The organism is Leeuwenhoekiella aestuarii (genome assembly GCF_004104055.1).
GTDB lineage: Bacteria > Bacteroidota > Bacteroidia > Flavobacteriales > Flavobacteriaceae > Leeuwenhoekiella > Leeuwenhoekiella aestuarii.
Genome location: NZ_QOVJ01000001.1, coordinates 608,075 through 621,983, shown reverse-complemented (window position 1 = coordinate 621,983; position 13,909 = coordinate 608,075). Strand labels below are relative to the sequence as shown.

14 protein-coding genes are annotated in these 13,909 nt (G+C 38.8%); 1 reads left to right on the top strand and 13 read right to left on the bottom strand.

The window, feature by feature from the left end:
- Window positions 1–2: 2 nt before the first annotated feature.
- The 5 genes from DSM03_RS02795 to hemB form a co-directional block, all read right to left on the bottom strand.
- A complete protein-coding gene (locus DSM03_RS02795; protein ID WP_128759469.1) occupies window positions 3–1,142 on the bottom strand; it encodes a serine hydrolase domain-containing protein in 1,140 nt (379 codons plus the stop codon).
- 51 nt (window positions 1,143–1,193) lie between these two features.
- Window positions 1,194–1,667, bottom strand: a complete 474-nt coding sequence (locus DSM03_RS02790; protein ID WP_128759468.1) for a methylated-DNA--[protein]-cysteine S-methyltransferase — start codon at window positions 1,665–1,667, stop codon at window positions 1,194–1,196.
- The gene (locus tag DSM03_RS02785; RefSeq protein WP_128759467.1) at window positions 1,664–2,842 is read right to left on the bottom strand and encodes a CNNM domain-containing protein; all 1,179 of its coding nucleotides are present in this window, start codon (window positions 2,840–2,842) and stop codon (window positions 1,664–1,666) included. The genes DSM03_RS02790 and DSM03_RS02785 overlap by 4 nt, the downstream gene beginning before the upstream one ends.
- Window positions 2,843–2,945: 103 nt before the next feature.
- Window positions 2,946–3,455, bottom strand: coding sequence for a DinB family protein (locus DSM03_RS02780; protein WP_128759466.1), 510 nt, complete (start codon window positions 3,453–3,455; stop codon window positions 2,946–2,948).
- A gap of 2 nt (window positions 3,456–3,457) precedes the next feature.
- The gene (gene hemB / locus DSM03_RS02775; RefSeq protein WP_128759465.1) at window positions 3,458–4,447 is read right to left on the bottom strand and encodes a porphobilinogen synthase; all 990 of its coding nucleotides are present in this window, start codon (window positions 4,445–4,447) and stop codon (window positions 3,458–3,460) included.
- A gap of 130 nt (window positions 4,448–4,577) precedes the next feature.
- Between hemB and DSM03_RS02770 the strand changes: the two genes are divergently transcribed.
- Window positions 4,578–7,226, top strand: coding sequence for a DEAD/DEAH box helicase family protein (locus DSM03_RS02770; RefSeq protein WP_236638691.1), 2,649 nt, complete (start codon window positions 4,578–4,580; stop codon window positions 7,224–7,226).
- Here DSM03_RS02770 and hemF read toward each other — a convergent pair whose 3' ends face one another.
- From hemF to hemA, 8 genes are read right to left on the bottom strand one after another with little or no spacing between them, the layout of a single operon-like run.
- Window positions 7,227–8,129, bottom strand: a complete 903-nt coding sequence (hemF, locus tag DSM03_RS02765) for an oxygen-dependent coproporphyrinogen oxidase (RefSeq protein WP_128759464.1) — start codon at window positions 8,127–8,129, stop codon at window positions 7,227–7,229. It lies immediately after the preceding gene.
- Window positions 8,130–8,136: 7 nt separating this feature from the next.
- Complete coding sequence (locus tag DSM03_RS02760; RefSeq protein WP_128759463.1) at window positions 8,137–8,667, bottom strand: GNAT family N-acetyltransferase; 531 nt, start codon at window positions 8,665–8,667, stop codon at window positions 8,137–8,139.
- The gene (locus tag DSM03_RS02755; protein WP_128759462.1) at window positions 8,664–9,404 is read right to left on the bottom strand and encodes an EI24 domain-containing protein; all 741 of its coding nucleotides are present in this window, start codon (window positions 9,402–9,404) and stop codon (window positions 8,664–8,666) included. The genes DSM03_RS02760 and DSM03_RS02755 overlap by 4 nt, the downstream gene beginning before the upstream one ends.
- On the bottom strand, window positions 9,404–9,865 hold the full coding sequence (locus DSM03_RS02750; protein WP_128759461.1) for a DUF6973 domain-containing protein: 462 nt from the start codon (window positions 9,863–9,865) through the stop codon (window positions 9,404–9,406). The genes DSM03_RS02755 and DSM03_RS02750 overlap by 1 nt, the downstream gene beginning before the upstream one ends.
- Window positions 9,866–9,888: 23 nt before the next feature.
- Window positions 9,889–10,920 carry a uroporphyrinogen decarboxylase gene (hemE, locus tag DSM03_RS02745; protein WP_128759460.1) on the bottom strand — a complete coding sequence of 344 codons (1,032 nt, stop codon included), beginning with the start codon at window positions 10,918–10,920 and terminating at the stop codon, window positions 9,889–9,891.
- 4 nt (window positions 10,921–10,924) lie between these two features.
- Window positions 10,925–11,578, bottom strand: coding sequence for a uroporphyrinogen-III synthase (locus DSM03_RS02740; protein ID WP_128759459.1), 654 nt, complete (start codon window positions 11,576–11,578; stop codon window positions 10,925–10,927).
- A 16-nt stretch (window positions 11,579–11,594) separates the two neighbouring features.
- Complete coding sequence (gene hemC / locus DSM03_RS02735; protein WP_128759458.1) at window positions 11,595–12,512, bottom strand: hydroxymethylbilane synthase; 918 nt, start codon at window positions 12,510–12,512, stop codon at window positions 11,595–11,597.
- A 3-nt stretch (window positions 12,513–12,515) separates the two neighbouring features.
- Entirely contained in the window at window positions 12,516–13,781 is a 1,266-nt protein-coding gene (gene hemA, locus DSM03_RS02730; RefSeq protein ID WP_128759457.1) for a glutamyl-tRNA reductase, read from the bottom strand.
- Window positions 13,782–13,909: the final 128 nt, after the last annotated feature.

Sequence of the window (13,909 nt, the reverse complement as noted above, 5' to 3'; positions counted from 1 at the left end):
ATTCAATTCATTTTATACGCTTCTTCAAGATAGGTGTCTATTTCATCAGGGTAAAAAGTTTCATTCACCTTACCGCGACTATGACCCAATCTTACAACTATGAGATCATCTTCAGGAATTACCATCACATATTGCCCGAGATGTCCACGCATCATAAAAACTTTTTTGTCTTTATAATCTTTCAACCAAAAGCCATAACCGTATGGCTCCCCAGAAAATCGCGGCTTGATCGATTTGGCAACAAAAGTAGAGTCGAGAATTTGAGTGCCGTTCCAGTTGCCATAGTCTTTGTAAAGTTTTCCCAGACGGGCAAAATCAAGTGCGTTAGAGGCAATACAACAATAGGCCTTTACGAGTCCGCTTTCTTCGCTATCCAGCTGCCAAAGAGCATCTTTATTTGCACCCAGCGGTTTCCATAAACTTTCAGAGAGATAATCAGCTAGTTTTCTACCAGTGGCACGCTCTAAAACCATGGCGAGTAATTGTGTGTTTCCGCTGAGGTATTTGTAACCGGCACCTGGTTTTTCTTTCATTCCTAAATTGAGCATTACTGACTCTAAATCATCATCAAAATAGGCTCGAGTAGTTACTGAAAACGGACTGTAATACGACTCGTCCCAATTGAGACCACTGGCCATAGAGGCGAGATCGCCAACGGTCATTTGCGCAGCTGTTCCTTCAGTATATTCCGGAATAAAATCACCCACCGGCTGATCCAAACTTTCGATATAGCCTTGCATTATTGCTTTGCCAAGCATTGCCGAAACATAACTTTTTGCCATCGAAAACGAGTTGCTTTTTGAAGTCTGACCAAACCCGTCGTAGTATTCTTCAAATACGATACTGTCATTTTTGATCACGATGTAAGCAATAGAGCCGTATGCTTTATGAATGCTCTGAAGCGTATCACTTAGTTCATACATGTTGTAGTTTTTTGCCTGTGGCCAGGCCTGTGGGTTGCCGGCTTCAATACGCGTATTGTCAAACTTCTTATAATCTTCAAGGTATGCCGTAGTGTGACCGGTAAAATAGATCGTGCGTACAGCCTTGAGCAGATAGTCGTAATCGAACACATATAATGCGATGATGAGTACGACCAAAAAGCTTATAAAACCAATAAAAAGGCGCTTAAGAAATTTCATAACTTAAAGATACCGAAAAAGGGTTACGATTTTTTAAGGAAATCCGTACTTCTAAAAAAGAGACTGTTGCTTTACCGGATTTTCGTGTTCCAGAAGCCATTTTTTACGCCAGATTCCGCCGGCGTAGCCGGTCATAGAATTATCGCTACCGATTACCCGGTGGCAGGGAATTATGATTGCGATTGGGTTTTTTCCGTTTGCTGAGGCCGCGGCTCTAATAACTTTGGGATCATCCAGATCTTTAGCCATTTGTAAATAAGAAGTAGTTTTACCAAAAGGAATTTGTGCAAGTTGAAGCCAAACACGTTTCTGAAAATCGGTTCCCTGTGGATTCAATTTGAGATCGAAGGTTTTGCGTTTTCCTTCAAAATAATCACTTAGCTGAAACACCGCATCTTCTAAAGCAACCGGAATTCTTTCGCTTTGCGGAATTTTTTCATCTATAAATTCAACCCGTTGCAGTCCCAATTCATCTCCCTGAATTACGAGTGTTCCCAATGGCGAATCTATAAATGCTTCACTCATGCTGAAGGTTTATCAGAATCAGGCATATCTTCTCGCTTCACGTCGGTATCATGTTGTGGTGAGAGCTTCACGTTAATAGGTGGTGTATTAACTTTTTCTAACGGAATTCCCATACGTTTTGCACGACGTTCCCAGTTTTTACGAGCTTGTACCTGCATATCTTCAATAGTATCGCTCTCGTCCATTATTTCGAGTCCCAGAAGGGTTTCAATAATGTCTTCCATGGTAACGATACCGATGGTGTTTCCAAATTCGTCGGTCACCAGCGCTAAGTGATCCCTGCTTTTCACAAAGGTGTCAAAAAGTAACGGTATAGGTTGGTCTGAATTTACAATAAGTATATCGCGCTTGATATCAGCAAGTGTTTTTTCGCCGTGCTCTTCTACGATCTCTTCAAGTACATCATCTTTAAGAATGAAACCCGTGATGTTATGCGATTTGTTTTCATAAACCGGGATTCTGGAAAATTTTAGATGCGGATGTTCTTTTTGAAATTGCTTTAAGGTCATGCTCTGATCTTCGGTAACCACAACCGGAAATGGGGTCATGACATCTTTTGCCATAACCGATTTAAAGACGAGCAGGTTTTTAATCACCGTGGTCTCGTTGTCTTCAAACACCCCTTCTTTTTCGGCGGCATCGGTAAGGGCCATAAATTCTTCGCGGCTCATGGTGCTAACGTGCGCTGATTTTCCGACAAGCTTAGTCACTTGCATTAATATCCAGAGAATACCAGTATACTTTAATAAAATCAGTATTAAAGAGAGCGTTTTAGCCGTGAAATTCCCCAGAGATTTCCAGTAGGTAGCGCCTATAGTTTTTGGAATAATTTCTGAAAGTACCAGAATGAGCAATGTCATTATAGTAGAAACAATCGCGACAAAATTTAATCCTAAAATCGAGAAATTCCATCCAGACTCTGTTGCCATTGTACCGGCCTGATCTCCCACAAGAATCGCGCCTACTGTGTGTGCGATAGTATTGAGCGTTAAAATTGCGATAAGCGGTTTGTCTATATCCTTTTTAAAGTTGGCCAAAGTTTTGGCATAGGCGTGACCTTCTTTGGTTTTAATACGGATAAAACTTGGAGTAACACTCAGTAAAACCGCCTCTAAGATCGAGCAGAGAAAGGAGAAAAATATTGATATAAACGCAAATGCGATAAGTAGAGCCATGGGTTAGTTTGATTTGAGATAAATATACTATAAATCAAAAGGTCTAACCAATGGGTTAAGAAAAGCTTAGGGGATATTTTGTGGAATTAAACCTGAGATTTAATCACCACCCCGTATACTGAGGTGGCTTAATTTTTTTTAGGTTTAAATATACAATGAGTTGTCCGCGATGATGGGTGATATGATCCTGAAGCAAATTAAGAATCTGTAAACGTGATTTTTCACCTGCAAAAAAACCTACAAATTCTTCCAGTTTAGTTTCGGGATAGCTTTTTATGGTTCCCTGAATTTGATCAAATGAAGATTCAAGATTGGCAATGATGCGCTCTTTTGGGTTTGCTGAAGTACTCACTTCGGCTTCTTTTTTATCAAAATAAGTAGTGGCCAGCCATTCCATATTGCCGTTTATGTGCTCGAGCTGCTCGGCAAAACTCATCTCCCGTTCGGTAGGTTTGTAATTATACAGCGAGTCTGGCATTTGCTCGGCGATAGCAATCAAATATTCTTTTGAGTTTTGCCATTTTTCAAGCCAGGCCTTTTTGTAAAGACTTTCCTGTGCTGAAATCTGACTGAAACTCAAAACGGCCATTATCAAGATGAAAAAATTGCGCATAACTAGGAAATCAATTTAACCACATCTTTTGCAAAATAGCTTGCAATCAGGTCTGCACCGGCGCGCTTGATGGCATAGCTCTGCTCCAGAACTACAGCATCGTGGTCGAGCCATCCTTTTGCAGCAGCAGCTTTGATCATCGCATATTCACCACTCACCTGATACACCGCAACGGGGACATTTACCGCATTTTTAATATCACGCACGATATCCAGATAGCACAATCCAGGTTTTACCATCACAATATCGGCACCTTCATCAATATCCATTAAGGTTTCTTTGATTGCTTCGTTTCGGTTTGCATAGTCCATCTGATAGGTTTTTTTGTCTTTTGGCACATCTTTAAGGTCAACCGGGGCGCTGTCTAACGCATCACGAAATGGACCGTAAAATGCAGAGGCATATTTAGCCGAATAACTCATAATACCTACGTCGTGGTGTCCTTCGTCTTCAAGTAGTGTACGCATTTCAAAAATACGACCATCCATCATATCGCTGGGTGCAATAAAATCTGCTCCTGCATTAGCGTGAGAAAGTCCCATTTCTGCAAGAACTGCACTAGAATCATCATTGATGATCTTTCCGCCGCCCACAATACCATCGTGACCAAAAGAAGAGTAGGGGTCAAGCGCTACATCTGTCATTACCATCATTTGCGGCTCGACATCTTTAACCGTTCTTATCGCACGCTGCATCAATCCGTTTGGATTTAAAGCTTCGGTACCCGCATTATCTTTAAGTTTATCGTCTACTTTCACAAAAAGCAAAACGCTTTTTAAGCCCATTTTCCAGAGTACTTTTATCTCTTTTGCGAGATTGTCTAAACTCAGGCGGTAATAGCCTGGCATCGATGCGATTTCATCTTTAACCCCTTTTCCTTCAACAACAAAAAGAGGTACGATAAAATCATTGGGTGATATACTGGTCTCACGCACAAGCGAGCGCATAGCTTCAGAGGTACGTAATCTGCGATTTCTTCTTAATGGGAACATAATATTCTGTATTTTACAGGCAAATTTACTCGATAATCGAGACTAAATCTTTCAGAGCTCGAATCGAATTTAATCTTGTTTTCTTTAATGCCTGTATTGGTGTATAACACGGTAAATTTACTATTATATTTTGAGCTTAAAGTCTGATTTTGCTATTACCCGGCACCTCAATTTTATTTTCCCCTGGCGATCGTATCAAGCTAAATTTTTAAAAGAATTTGACACCCATATTAATGATGGTCATCTTCATGTTATTGCTCCTCCAGGCTCTGGAAAAACAGTTTTAGGACTCGAAATGATTCGTAGAATAAACCGAAGAACACTCGTTTTATGCCCTACACTTACTATTAGAAATCAGTGGAACGATCGTTTGCAAAATTGTTTTCTTAAGGATCGAGATGCTGTTTCGTGCTCCTATAATTTAAAAGAACCAGCAACGCTAACCTTTTCTACGTATCAATCTTTACATGCTTTCTTTAAAAATGAAATGAATGCTTCTTCAGAGGCTTTAATCAATTTTTTTAAGGAACAAGACCTTGCACATATTGTTCTGGATGAAGCTCATCATTTAAAAAACGAATGGTGGATCCCGCTTTTTGAGCTGAAGAAAATAGAAAACGGTATTTATACGAGTTTAACAGCTACACCTCCGTATGATAGTTCGCCGCGTGAATTGCGCAATTATTTTGATTTGTGCGGACCGGTAGATGTAGAGATTACAGTACCCGAACTCATAAAAGAAAATAATCTTTGTCCACATCAGGACTACATTCATTTTTCAAAACCCAGCAAGGAGCGTATAAAATACATTCAGGAATACCGGGAACAATTGCATCATTTTGTAACAGCACTTACGCTTGATGAAACATTTATTAAGATTGTAAAGAACCATTCATTTTACACAAAAACCAATGAGGTTTTGCCTGATATTTATGAAAACCCGGAGCGTTATTCTGCGATTCTCATATTTCTAAATGCTTCAGGAATAATTATTTCAAAAGAAAAACTAGAAGTTTTAGGCCTTGATGAAAAAGAGCAAGAGTATATTCCTAATTTTTCATATAAGTGGGTTGAAATTTTACTGCAGCATTATCTTATAGATCATCGGGAGCACTATCTTGAAGAAGAGGCTGTATTAGTAGCTATAGAAAAGAAGCTTCGGCAAATAGGAGGTTTAGATCAAAAAAGAGTGAATCTTATTGGGGAGCAGCGCCTTTACAAATCACTTTCACAAAGTACCACCAAGCTCAACAGTATATTTGAAATTATAAAAACAGAATCTGAAGCTTTGGGGTCCTCATTAAGAGCGGTAATCTTATCAGATTATATTAGAAAAGAATTTTTAGAACTTAAAAAAAGTCAACTTTCAGATTTAAATAAACTAGGTGTCATCCCAATTTTTCAGCATTTGCGATATAGTGAGATTGCAGAACACGACCTTGCTGTTTTAACGGGATCACTAATTATTTTACACAGTTCGGTTATTGAAGTATTGAGGCAAAGAACGGCTGACGGCGATCTTACCTGGGAGCAACTTCCTGATTCACCCTATTTAATTATTAAACCGAATTCTGTATCAAAAACAAAATTGATTGGCGTTATCACCAGTCTTTTTGAAGATGGTTTTATAAAAATATTAATTGGGACAAAGTCATTGCTTGGTGAAGGCTGGGACTGTCCTGCGATGAATACACTTATTCTGGCTTCTTTTGTAGGCTCTTTTGTTATGTCTAATCAAATGCGTGGTCGAGCTATACGTGTTTCTCCAAAATCACCAGATAAGATAGCGTCTATCTGGCATTTAGCTTGTTTAGATCCTACAGTAAAAAATGGTGGTGCAGATTATAAATTGCTCCAGCGAAGATTTGAAGCTTTTTGTGGTGTAACCTTAGCAGGGAATCCGGTTATTGAAAACGGAATCGAGCGACTTGACCTTGATGTAAATGCTGATCAATTGTCAGAGCTTAATGAGCATATGGTACATGTGGCTAAAAATCGAAAAAATGTAAAGCAGCGTTGGGATGAGGCTATTGAGTCTGGCTCTGTAATGGTCAATGAATTAAAGCTGAATTTTGATGATAATAAGCCTTTTGCAGTAAAGCGCAAGGTTGCTTATAACAGTACATTAAAATATGCTTTATCAGAAATCGTACTTGTTCTCACCGTTGTTCTTCCAGAATTATTTTTGAGCTATTTACGTTTATTAATTGCAAAAGGAATAATTCATTTTATTGTAGCTGTAGCAGCTGCAATGGCTGTTACATTAGTACCTAAGCTTTACAGAGCGACAAAACTGTATTTGTATTATGGCAGAATAGATAAAGAAATCGAAGCTATTGCAAAGGTGGTTTTTGATACTATGGTAAGATTGAAACATATAAATACAGCTCCTGATCAGATCAAGTTAGTGATCGAAGAACCCAAAGTGGGAATATTAAACTGTTTTTTAAAAGGTGCTACAGAAAAAGAAGAGAAGCTTTTTGTGAAGTATTTACAAGAAGTTCTAGCACCTGTAAATAACCCACGGTATGTCATCAATCAAGCAGACTGGTTAAGAGAAAAATTAGGCTTTTCAAGCTGCTTTACAGTTCCTGAAATTTTTGCACAGCGAAAGAAAGAAGCGTCTGTTTTTTATGAGTTTTGGAAACAGTATTTAGGAACTTCAGAATTAATATTCACCAGAAATCTCGAAGGTCGAAAATTACTTCTAAAAGCCCGCTTTAACGAGCTCAAAAAAGATACACACGTTAAGACTAAACAAGCTACTATCTGGAAATAATTAAACCCAATCTCTAGGGTTTTCTAACACTTCAACCAGCTTAGCTTCTTCACTCCCGGGCTCCGGGTGATGATCGTAACGCCATTGTACATTGGGAGGAAGACTCATCAAAATACTTTCAATTCTTCCGTTTGTTTTGAGTCCAAAGAGTGTTCCTTTATCATGAACCAAATTGAATTCTACATAACGGCCACGACGCACTTCTTGCCAGTCGCGCTCTTTTTCGCCATAAGGCAAATCTTTGCGTTTTTCTAAAATAGGAGCATAGGCATCCAGAAAACTATCACCCACTTGCGTTACAAAATTATACCAGTCTTGCATAGAGCGCTCGTCTGTTGCTTTGAGATAATCAAAAAACAAACCGCCTAATCCACGCGCTTCACCACGGTGACTGTTGTAAAAATATTCGTCACAGCGCATTTTGTATTGTGAATAGAATGCCGGATCATGCGCATCACAGGCTGTTTTACAAGTTTGGTGAAAATGAGCAGCATCTTCTTCAAACAAATAATAAGGCGTCAAATCCTGACCGCCACCAAACCAGGAATCTACGATATTTCCTTCTTTATCAAGCATTTCAAAATACCGCCAGTTAGCGTGTACCGTAGGAGCAAATGGATTTTTAGGGTGAATCACCAAACTCAATCCACAGGCAAAAAAATCAACATCGCCTACGTTAAAATACTTTTGCATCGCCGGTGCCAGCGGACCGTGAACTTCAGAAATATTTACGCCACCTTTCTCGATAACCGCACCGTTTTCAAGCACTCGCGTGCGACCGCCACCTCCTTCTTTGCGTTGCCACAAATCTTCTTTAAAAGTTGCTTCACCGTCAATAGCTTCAAGCTTTGCAGTGATAGTATTTTGTAAATTTTTTATGTAGTTTACAAACTGATCTCTCATTTGTATGTTACTTTTTTAAGACATAAAGCTCCATATCCTGAGCTTTACCTCGCAGGGGTTTAAATTCTTTTTCTAAGGTGCTGTGCCAGATAAAACCAGATCGTTGAGCAACTTCGATACTTTTTTCATTACTGTTATGGGTAATGATTTTATAGTGATGTATGTTATGATTTACAAAACCATAATCTGCTACGAGTTCAACGGCTTCTGAGATCCAACCGCGACCTCTAAAGCGTTTTGCCAGACAATAAGCGATTTCGCCTTCGCCTTTATCCAGATCTATTTCTTTTAAGATCACCAAACCGACCAATTCAGGGTGAATGATAGTAAATAATCCAAAGTAAAACGTCTTCTTTTCTTCAGCAAGCTTGATGATTTGTTCAATCAAAGCTTTAGAAGCTTTAATGGTTTTGGTTTGTTTGTAGGTTTCGGTAAAATATTCTTTAAAAGAGTCTTTGTTTTCTTTAAAAAGAAAATTCAAGGCTTTAGCATCATCGGTTTCTAAAAGCCTCAGTTCATATTCTGGTTCTTCACTCATTGTTTTTGTTGTTCTAAAAGTTCAAGCGTTGTTTTGCTTGCGGCAGTAACCGAAATGGGCAAAACCAAAATAATTCCTACAAAAGGAATCAATAAAAACAGCATGAAAACAATTCCGTTTCCTATGGCAAATCCGCGATTAGCTTTTACAAAGTTAACGCTTTCACGATACGGAAAATGGCGTTCTAGTGTATAATCCATATTTCCAAAACCGGCATAATATGCCTGAATGAGAAACAGTAAAACTGTGGCAATAATACCTACAACAGGAATAAGACTCAACAACAAAAGCGGAATACTCATGAGGAGTTCCCATGCTAAGTTTCTTAAGTTTATTTTTATCCCGCGAACGAGTTGACCGGCGTTTGTCGTATCCCGATGTTGATGCACTCCAGAATAAAAATGTGCTTCTATTTTCTCAGAAACCGGACTCATAAAAGGTGCAGAAAAAGCCATTATAATGTGCTTGTAAGCAATAAGACCCAGTACGATAATAATTAGACCGCCAACTACTGTACTTATAGTTTCTACGATTTGTGCACCCCATTCCCATACCCAAAGCTGTGCGATAAAATGGCCAATATTATCTGAAAGCCCATAAGCGGTAATACCAATCACAAGAGCCGTAAAAAAACTAATAACCATAGGCACGGCAAAAAACTTCCATAAACGCAGTTTGCGCATCAGATTTATAGAATCTTTATAAGCCGAAAGTCCGCTAAAAATAGATTGTATCATTATTCTGAAATATAAACCAAATTTAACGGATGTTGCTTAGTTTCTTCAGTTTGTGTTATTTGAACAGCTTTATCTGCTTCGGTTTTCAAAAATGCAATCGTATCTGCTTCGGTGGGTGTAACGAGTTCTTTCAACTTTTGAATTCCAAAGTTGTTATTATGCAAATCCATTGCACGATCTAACTCGTTATTTATAAATAACTCTTCGTGCAGATCGGTAAATTGCTTTGCCCAACCTTTAGCTTTTTCTAGATTATGGGTTTTCTGATAAACTGCTTTTCCTAATAAAACCGTCCACAACGCGTGTCTAAACGCATTGGCGCGATTGCTTTTATGGTGGGTATTCCCATAAACCTGAGTTGCAATGTGTATCACTTTTTTTGACGCACGAACTGTTATAAACCCATAACCGGGATGTGCGATAAAAAGAGAGGCAAGCTTAAAAAGTTGAGCAAAGCTCATTGATTTTAAACGCGCCCGTATGCTCATCGTTCTGCTTTGTATTCTTTTACTGCTTCAATAAATGCTCCTGCATTTTCTAACGGAATATTAGGTAAAATGCCGTGTCCCAGGTTTACGATGTATTTGTCTTTACCAAAAGCATCGATCATTTCAGTCACCATGCGTTTGATTTCTGCCGGAGGCGAAAACAAGCGCGTTGGGTCAAAATTACCCTGAAGTGTGATGTTACCACCACTTAAATAACGGGCATTTCGTGGGCTACACGTCCAATCTACACCTAATGCCGAAGCACCACTTTTTGCCATATCGCCTAAGGCAAACCAGCAACCCTTTCCAAAGGCAATTACCGGGATTTCGTCTTTTAAAGCATCAATAATTTGCTGGATATAGTTCCAACTGAACTCTTGATAATCAACAGGAGAAAGCATACCACCCCAACTGTCAAATACCTGAACCGCATTAACACCAGCTTTTACTTTTTCTTTTAAATATAGAATAGTTGTATCTGTGATTTTCTGAAGTAATGCGTGAGCAGCTTCAGGCTGCGTAAAGCAAAATTCTTTTGCGATATCAAAATTCTTAGAGCCTTGCCCTTGCACACAATAACATAAAATCGTCCACGGGCTGCCGGCAAAACCAATTAAAGGAATCTCGTCGTTGAGTTTTTCTTTAGTCATTTTGATAGCATCCATCACATAGCCCAAGGTGTCATTGATATCTGGGACAATTACTTGGTCTAATTGCTTCATCGAGCGGATAGGATCTGGTAACCACGGCCCAACTCCAGGTTTCATTTCCACATCAATATTCATTGCCTGTGGAATTACCAAAATATCGCTAAACAAAATCGCAGCATCCATGCCATAACGACGAATGGGCTGTACGGTGATCTCACTCGCAAGTTCTGGAGTTTGACAGCGTGTGAAGAAATCGTACTTAGCCTTTATCTCTTGAAATTCGGGTAAGTAGCGACCCGCCTGACGCATCATCCAAACCGGAGGACGCTCAACCGTTTCTCCTTTTAATGCTCTTAAAAATAAATCGTTTTTGATCATAATGTTAGTTTAATGCTTTTACCGCTCTAGCGATCACACTTTCTACAGTGGTAGCGTTAGCAATGGTAAAATGCTCAGTATATTTTTGTACTTCGTTTGCGGTAGTTTGACCAATGCAAACAGCAAGCGTATTTTTTAATGTATTTACTGAAGTAAAACTTTCTACTCCAGACGGACTAAAAAAAAGAACTACATCAAATTGCCTGTTGAATGTTTTAGTATTTAATTGAGTTTCGTAAGCCATAATCTCTTCAAAACTCACCAGATTTTCAGTCAATTTCTCAGGTAATTCATTTCTGCGTATCGCACTGCAAAAAAAAGCAAAATGTTCTTTTTGATAGTTTTTTATGATAAAATCACCCAATTCTGATGCATTTTGAGCGGTTTTAATCACATTGAAGCCTTTTTCTTTAAGTAAGCCTTTAGTTTTAGAACCTACGCAAAAACAATTTGTTTTTTCTGGAGAAATATGGTTTCTTTCTAAAAAAGCATAAACCCCATTTTTACTCGTGAAAATCAGATTTTTTAATTCCTTCGGAAGTTTAAAATCTAATGGTTCAATCTTTATGGCATCATATTCCACAACTGAAAATCCAGCTCCAAGAATTAAATTCTTTTGAGAAGGTGTTAGCTTTTTTGTGGAAAGAACTGCTTTCATATTAAAGATGGGGGATTTACAATTCTTTTTTAATCGCTTCCATCAATTCGCGACCTCCATCGTCTAAGATTTTTAGCGCACACAAGGCTCCAAAATTTTCACTTTCAGAAGCGGGAATGGTTTCTTCAATCTCTAACTTTTGAGTTCCGTCAAGACTAAAAAGCGCTCCATGAAAATGGATGTGTCCCTCTTTTATTTTTGCATAAGCACCTATTGGAGCTGTACAGCCACCTTCTAATTTTCTAAGAAATTCACGTTCTATCCGTGTTGCTAATTCAGCATTCACATCGTTCAGTTGATTACACGCTTCTTTACAGAATGCGTCATTTTCCATGACGGCGATAACCATCGCACCTTGTGCCGGTGCGGGGATCATCCAATCAAGAATGTCGTGATTTTCAGGCTTTAGATTGATGCGTTCTAAACCGGCCTTAGCAAAAATCGCTCCTGCCCATTCGTTATCCGCCACTTTTTGTAGACGGGTATTTACATTTCCACGTAAATCTACCACGTTATGGTGCGGGTATTTATTGAGCCATTGCGCTTTACGGCGCAGACTTCCGGTTGCAATTGTTACCGGTTTATCAAAAGCTGCAGTGCTTTTGTCATCTTTAAAAACAAAAATATCTTCTTGAGCAGCACGCGGTAAAACAGCGCCTTGTACAATGCCTTTTGGAAGCTGAGTAGGAACGTCTTTCATAGAATGTACAGCGATATCAACCGTCCCGTTGATCATTGCGACATCTAGTGTTTTAGTAAAAATACCGGTGATTCCCAGTTCGTATAGTGGCTTATCTAGAATAAGATCTCCGGTAGATTTTACCGAAACCAATTTGGTTTTATAGCCCAGAGCTTGTAATTGATCTTGCACAGTGTGTGCCTGCCAAAGCGCTAACTCGCTATCGCGGGTACCTATGCGTATGGTTTTTGCCAAAGCTTAGTGATTTTGAAGTTTAAACACTTTTTGAATGAGATCAAGACTTTCAGTATGTGAAATGTCTTCCGTCTTTAAGTGTTTTGCAAACTGTGTAGTGATTTTTTGAATGATACGCTCGCTGATTATTTCAGCTTGTTCTTCGTTAAAACCGGCAATTTTTTTACGTTGATTGTCTATCTCACCGTCTTTAAGATCTACCAGTTTTAGTTTTAAAGCCTTAATAGTGGGTGCAAATTGGCGTGTGGTCAACCACTCATAAAATTCGTCTTGAATTTCAGTAATTATTGCCTGCGCTTGTGGTAACTGCTTTTTGCGACGGTTAAGCGTATCGTTTGTGATTTTTGAAAGTTGGTCTAGATGAACCAGACTTACACCATCAATTTCTTCTACATTCTCATTTACATTCTTAGGGATGCTCAGGTCTAAAATAAGAAGTGGTTTTTTGAGATATAAAAGCTCTTTAGAAATGGTTGGTTTTTGTGCGCCGGTAGCTACAATTAACACATCTGCTTGTGCGATTTCAGACTGGATGTCTGCATAATCTTTAACGATGAGGTTAAATTTTCCGGCAATTTTTTCCGCTTTATCTTTAGTACGATTAATGAGCGTGATGTGATCATTTTTGGTGTGTTTTACCAAATTTTCACAGGTGTTACGCCCGATTTTTCCGGTTCCGAAAAGCAAAATATTCTTTTCTGAAATAAACGGAACACGTGATAAAATATATTGAACCGAAGCAAAACTTACAGAAGTCGCTCCGCTAGAAATATTGGTTTCATTTTTAATGCGCTTACTCGCCTGAATCACTGCATTTACAAGTCGCTCCATAAATGGGTTGACCAGTTTGAGTTTTTTAGCACGCTTAAACCCATTTTTTAACTGACTGATGATCTCAAAATCTCCTAAAATTTGGCTGTCAAGCCCGGTACCTACTTTAAATAAATGCTCAACGGCTTTCTCATTTTTATAGGAGTACGATACCGCTTCAAATTCTGCGATGGTACCGCGGGTATGCTCACATAATAATTTAATAAGATCTAGAGGTTCTTGAGCAAAACCATACAATTCGGTACGGTTACAAGTAGAAATGATACTCAGCCCTTCAATACCTTCTTCTTGAGCGCGTTTTAAAATTTGCTCTTGAATAGTACTGTCAACACTAAAATGCCCGCGCGTCTCAGCATCTGCTTTTAAATAGCTTAAGCCAATGGCGAAAAAATCACCGGGATAAGCCGGATAAAAATGTCGTTTGCCGTTTGTATTCATAAGTTCGGTTGCAAATGTATTTCGAGTAAACTTTAAAAAGTAACGCTAGAGGTATGATTTTTAACGATGACCGAATAAAATGTCGTTTTTGACTTCAAAAAGCTGAAAATAGGCTAATTTAGTGAGAA

What these genes read in the sequence shown, in the direction of transcription:
- DSM03_RS02780 (WP_128759466.1), bottom strand. Translation starts at nt 3,455, where the DNA reads ATGCGCAATTTTTTCATCTTGATAATGGCCGTTTTGAGTTTCAGTCAG.
- DSM03_RS02760 (WP_128759463.1), bottom strand. Translation starts at nt 8,667, where the DNA reads ATGAGTGAAGAACCAGAATATGAACTGAGGCTTTTAGAAACCGATGAT.
- DSM03_RS02795 (WP_128759469.1), bottom strand. Translation starts at nt 1,142, where the DNA reads ATGAAATTTCTTAAGCGCCTTTTTATTGGTTTTATAAGCTTTTTGGTC.
- hemE (WP_128759460.1), bottom strand. Translation starts at nt 10,920, where the DNA reads ATGATCAAAAACGATTTATTTTTAAGAGCATTAAAAGGAGAAACGGTT.
- hemF (WP_128759464.1), bottom strand. Translation starts at nt 8,129, where the DNA reads ATGAGAGATCAGTTTGTAAACTACATAAAAAATTTACAAAATACTATC.
- hemB (WP_128759465.1), bottom strand. Translation starts at nt 4,447, where the DNA reads ATGTTCCCATTAAGAAGAAATCGCAGATTACGTACCTCTGAAGCTATG.
- DSM03_RS02790 (WP_128759468.1), bottom strand. Translation starts at nt 1,667, where the DNA reads ATGAGTGAAGCATTTATAGATTCGCCATTGGGAACACTCGTAATTCAG.
- hemA (WP_128759457.1), bottom strand. Translation starts at nt 13,781, where the DNA reads ATGAATACAAACGGCAAACGACATTTTTATCCGGCTTATCCCGGTGAT.
- DSM03_RS02740 (WP_128759459.1), bottom strand. Translation starts at nt 11,578, where the DNA reads ATGAAAGCAGTTCTTTCCACAAAAAAGCTAACACCTTCTCAAAAGAAT.
- DSM03_RS02750 (WP_128759461.1), bottom strand. Translation starts at nt 9,865, where the DNA reads ATGAGCTTTGCTCAACTTTTTAAGCTTGCCTCTCTTTTTATCGCACAT.
- DSM03_RS02785 (WP_128759467.1), bottom strand. Translation starts at nt 2,842, where the DNA reads ATGGCTCTACTTATCGCATTTGCGTTTATATCAATATTTTTCTCCTTT.
- DSM03_RS02755 (WP_128759462.1), bottom strand. Translation starts at nt 9,404, where the DNA reads ATGATACAATCTATTTTTAGCGGACTTTCGGCTTATAAAGATTCTATA.